Source organism: Streptomyces panacea, from assembly GCF_040560175.1.
GTDB lineage: Bacteria > Actinomycetota > Actinomycetes > Streptomycetales > Streptomycetaceae > Streptomyces > Streptomyces panacea.
Genome location: NZ_JARJHW010000316.1, coordinates 1 through 4,411, shown reverse-complemented (window position 1 = coordinate 4,411; position 4,411 = coordinate 1). Strand labels below are relative to the sequence as shown.

The 4,411-nt window shown below is 70.7% G+C and carries 5 protein-coding genes; 2 read left to right on the top strand and 3 right to left on the bottom strand.

Translation table 11 applies throughout. The features are described from left to right. Together P3L51_RS35305 and P3L51_RS35300 are read left to right on the top strand one after the other, a co-directional pair. Window positions 1-1,721 (top strand): cysteine protease StiP domain-containing protein (locus P3L51_RS35305; protein WP_354609453.1); only part of this gene is annotated, 1,721 nt, incomplete at its 5' end. Continuing rightward, the gene (locus P3L51_RS35300; RefSeq protein WP_354609452.1) at window positions 1,718-2,551 is read left to right on the top strand and encodes an HAD family hydrolase; all 834 of its coding nucleotides are present in this window, start codon (window positions 1,718-1,720) and stop codon (window positions 2,549-2,551) included. The genes P3L51_RS35305 and P3L51_RS35300, both read left to right, overlap by 4 nt. On the opposite strand, the gene P3L51_RS35295 is transcribed toward P3L51_RS35300, so the two are convergent. The 3 genes from P3L51_RS35295 to P3L51_RS35285 form a co-directional block, all read right to left on the bottom strand. Beyond that, the gene (locus P3L51_RS35295; protein WP_354609451.1) at window positions 2,520-3,146 is read right to left on the bottom strand and encodes a DedA family protein; all 627 of its coding nucleotides are present in this window, start codon (window positions 3,144-3,146) and stop codon (window positions 2,520-2,522) included. The two genes, P3L51_RS35300 and P3L51_RS35295, sit on opposite strands and share 32 nt — an antisense overlap. 322 nt (window positions 3,147-3,468) lie before the next feature. Then, window positions 3,469-3,690 carry an FmdB family zinc ribbon protein gene (locus P3L51_RS35290; RefSeq protein ID WP_078077518.1) on the bottom strand — a complete coding sequence of 74 codons (222 nt, stop codon included), beginning with the start codon at window positions 3,688-3,690 and terminating at the stop codon, window positions 3,469-3,471. A 9-nt stretch (window positions 3,691-3,699) separates the two neighbouring features. After that, on the bottom strand, window positions 3,700-4,338 hold the full coding sequence (locus P3L51_RS35285; protein ID WP_354609450.1) for a DUF4383 domain-containing protein: 639 nt from the start codon (window positions 4,336-4,338) through the stop codon (window positions 3,700-3,702). Between the last annotated feature and the right edge of the window lie 73 nt (window positions 4,339-4,411).

Genomic DNA, 4,411 nt, shown 5'->3' with positions numbered 1-4,411 from the left:
TCGGCTGGCCCGCCGGGCTGCCCGACGGGGGGCGCCACGGCTTCACGCCGGCCCACCGCGCCCGCCTGGAGGCCGCGGTGCCCGCCATGGCCACCGCGCTCGCCCAGGAGCTCGGCGACGCCCGACGCGTCCTTGTCCTCGGCTTCGAGGAGCTGATGTACGCGCCGCTGCGCCTCGCACTCGAACTGGAGCGGTCCGTCACCGGCATCGAGGTCCGCTACTCGACCACGACCCGCTCACCCGTTCTCGCCGTGGACGACCCCGGCTACGCGATACGCAGCCGTCTCGTCTTCCCCGCCCACGACACCGCGGCCTTCCCGGCCGACGAGGGCGTCGGCGACCGGTACGCCTACAACGTCGCCGGCGGCGGCTTCGACGCCGTCGTCGCGGTCGTCGACTCCCTGGCCGACTCCCCGGAACTGCACGCCCCGGGCGGCCTGCTCGCACAGCTCGCCGCTCATGTCCCGCGTGTCGTGCTGGCCGTCGTCCCCTCGTACCTCCCCGCCCCCTCGCACGTCCCCGACCGGCAGGAACCCCCCATGCTGCCCGCCCCGCTCCGCGGCCCCGCCTTCTCCTCGTACGCCGCCGACGACGTCGGCTGGCTCCTCCAGGACCTGTCCGACGTGGAACTGGAAGCCCCCACGGAGGAGCGCGAAGAGGCGATACAGAGCGGCGGCGCCCACTACGCGGAGTCACTGCCCGTCGAATACCAGCCGAGCGTCGAGTACCAGGAACTCTTCCGATCCGCCCTCGGCACCTCCGCGGCCCGCATCGCCCGTGCCGTCGGCACCGTCACCGAGACCGTGCTGGCCGAGCACCCGCGGCGCTACGCCGACCCCGCCTCGCGGGAAGCCACGCGGGCGCGGCCCGTCCTGGTCTCACTCGCCCGGGCCGGCACCCCCGTGGGTGTCCTGATGCGCCGCTGGGCCCAACACCGGCACGGCCTGGATCTGCCGCACTACGCCATCTCCATCGTGCGCGGTCGTGGCATCGACACCAACGCCGTCCGCTGGCTCGCGGCCCACCACAACCCCGCCGACATCGTCTTCGTCGACGGCTGGACCGGCAAGGGCGCCATCACCCGCGAACTGGCCGACGCACTGGCCGAGTTCGACGGCTTCCACCCCGAGATCGCGGTACTCGCCGACCCCGGTGGCTGCGTACGTACCTACGGCACCCGTGAGGACTTCCTCATCCCCTCCGCCTGCCTCAACTCCACCGTCTCCGGGCTCATCTCCCGCACCGTCCTGCGCGCCGACCTCGTCGGCCCCGACGACTTCCACGGAGCGAAGCACTACCGCGAACTCGCCGACGCCGATGTGTCCGGCTACTTCCTGGACACCGTCGCCGCCCGTTTCGACGACGTCGCGGACGCGGTGGACACCGAGGTCAAGGAACTTCTCTCCGCCGACCGCGCACCCACCTGGGAAGGCTGGGCCGCCGTCGAGCGCATCAGCGAGGAGTACGGCATCCACGACGTGAACCTCGTCAAGCCCGGCGTCGGCGAGACCACCCGTGTCCTGCTGCGCCGCGTCCCCTGGAAGATCCTGGCCAAACGCGGCGCGGGAACCGACCTCGACCACGTCCGGCTGCTCGCCGGGCAGCGCGGCGTACCCGTGGAAGAAGTCGACGGACTCCCCTACACCTGCGTCGGGTTGATCCACCCCCGCTACACCCGTGGCGCCACGGGCGCGGACGGCACGGCGGTGGCCACCTCGTGAACGCGCCCACCTCCTCGGCGGCGCTGGTCGCCAGCGACCTCGACCGCACCCTCATCTATTCGGCCGGCGCCCTCCAGCTCGCCATGCCGGACGCCGAGGCCCCCCGGCTCCTCTGCGTCGAGATCTACGAGAGCCGGCCCCTGTCGTACATGACGGAGACCGCCGCCGGACTGCTCGAAGACCTCGCCGGGGCCACGGTCTTCGTACCCACCACGACCCGCACCCGCGAGCAGTACTTCCGTATCCATCTGCCGGGCCCCGCCTCCCGGTTCGCGATCTGTGCCAACGGTGGTCATCTCCTCGTCGACGGCGAGTCCGACCCCGCCTGGCACACACAGGTGAGGGACCGCCTCGCCGAGAGCTGCGCCCCGCTCACGGAGGTCAGGGAGCACCTTCTCGCCGCCGCCGACCCCGCGTGGCTGCTCAAGGAGCGGATCGCCGAGGACCTGTTCGCGTATCTCGTGGTCGACCGGGCGCTGCTGCCCGAGGGCTGGGTGAAGGAACTCTCCGAGTGGGCCGACGGCCGCGGCTGGACGGTCTCCCTCCAGGGCCGGAAGATCTACGCCGTACCGCGACCGCTGACCAAGAGCGCCGCCATGCGTGAGGTCGCCCGGCGGACCGGCGCCGAACTGACCCTCGCCGCCGGGGACTCACTCCTCGACGCCGACCTGCTGCTGGCCGCCGACCGTGGTTGGCGCCCCGGTCACGGCGAGTTGGCCGACACCGGCTGGAGCGCCCCGCACGTGGAGACACTGACCGAGACGGGCGTGGCCGCGGGGGAGGAGATCCTGCGACGGCTCAGTCGCGCTGCTTCTCCCTACGGGACCTGACCACCCGCCTGACAACCAAGGCCAGGAGCAGGAGCAGCACGACGCCCAGGACCAGTTTCGAATAGGTCGAGACGTAGCCGCTCACCTCCTTCCAGTTCTCGCCGAGCGCGTAGCCGGCCATGATGAAAGCGGTGTTCCAGATCGCGCTGCCGAGCGTGGTCAGGCCGAGGAAGAGCGGCAGCGGCATTCTCTCGACACCCGCGGGCACGGAGATCAGGCTGCGGAAGAGGGGGATCATCCGGCCGAAGAAGACCGCCTTCGCGCCATGCCGGTTGAACCACTCCTCGCTCCTCTCGATGTCGCTCGCCTTCACCAGCGGCACCTTGGACGCGAGCGCGATGGTCCTTTCCCGGCCGAGCCACGCGCCGAGCCCGTACAGGGCGAGCGCGCCCACGACCGAGCCCGCGGTCGTCCACAACACCGCCGCTGTCAGACTCATCTTTCCGGTGCCGGCCGCGAAGCCCGCCAGCGGCAGGATCACCTCGCTGGGCAGGGGAGGAAACAGATTCTCCAGGGCAATGGCTATGCCCGCGCCCGGTGCTCCGAGCGTGTCCATCAAGCTGCTGACCCATTGCTGCGGGCTGCTTCCGATCATGACTCCCGTGCTGGATGCCTGCTCAGGCAGGCATATTGAGGCGAACCGTCTGGATTACCGAGGGTTCCCGCAGGGTGCGGGCGCATGCCTCCCACCGGCGTGACCGATCGTGGACACAGTGGTGCGCCGAGGGGCGCGGCTCGGGTCCTGACCTCGGATTCGACCCGGCCGTACGGCTGCCGCCCGCGCACACCTACGAGGGGCTACGGGCCGCGCCTCGTGATCCGCGAGCGGTGGCCCGCGGTGGGAATGCTGGTCCTCTCCCAGGACCGGGTGGTCCAAGTGGGCGAGTTCCGCGACGCGTTGGAGCTGGTGCTCGGCCTCAGGAGCAGCAGCCCCCGCCGCAGCAGCCGCCTCCGCCGCCGGCCGAGGGGGCGGGGGCCGGTGAGCCCTTCGCCGAGCCGCCCACGGCGACGGTGGACAGCAGCTTCACGGTGTCCTGGTGACCGGCGGGGCAGGTGGCCGACGCCGACGACTCCGCCATGGGGCGGCTGAGTTCGAAAGTGGTGTCGCAGGGGCGGCAGCGGTACTCGTAGCGAGGCATGGGGCCAGGTTATCCGGCCGTTCTGTGCGCGCCCTGCCGGTGGGAGGTCTCGGCACGATGGGCGTGGACCGCGCGCTGCCCGGCGGCGGCGCGGCTCCGCCGCTCGTCCTCCACCTGGCTCGGATGGCGGGCCCGCCAGTAGGGATTGTCGTGCGGCAGGCTGCCGCTGACTCTCCCGTACATGCCGAAGAACATCAGCAGCACGCCCACCACAAAGCTGAACAGCACGTTCTGGATGCGGAAGGCGAGGGGGTTGAATCCACTGTCGATCAGCGCGAGGTTGACGAAGCCGCTGAGGATGAAGAGCAGGCCGAGGATCATGTTCAGCGTCGAGGCGAAGTTCTTGCCGATCAGCATGCCGACGAAGAGCAGGACACCGACGCAGATCGACAGGACGCTCAGCGCGCCGTTGGTGTTCAGGCCGGCGGTGGTGTGGCTGCCGGTGCCGAAGACACCGATCTGGTTGACCAGCCCGAGGATGCCGAAGACGAGCAGCACCAGACCGATCAGTCCCGCACCCACCCGGTACACCCGGCTCAGGTTGTGGTCGACGGGCAGATGTTCGTCGAGCCTGACCCGCCGCTGTGGCTGTCGTTGCCGTGGATGTCGTTGCCGTGCGGGGCGGGAAAAGGTCCCTTGACCGGACATGGGCGGCCCCCTTCAGCCGTGCGTACCTGTGGCCTGTGTACGTACCTCAAGGATCCGTCCGGCACGACGAGGG

Coding starts and splice junctions, on each gene's coding strand:
- P3L51_RS35295 (WP_354609451.1), bottom strand. CDS start 3,146: ATGATCGGAAGCAGCCCGCAGCAATGGGTCAGCAGCTTGATGGACACG.
- P3L51_RS35290 (WP_078077518.1), bottom strand. CDS start 3,690: ATGCCTCGCTACGAGTACCGCTGCCGCCCCTGCGACACCACTTTCGAA.
- P3L51_RS35285 (WP_354609450.1), bottom strand. CDS start 4,338: ATGTCCGGTCAAGGGACCTTTTCCCGCCCCGCACGGCAACGACATCCA.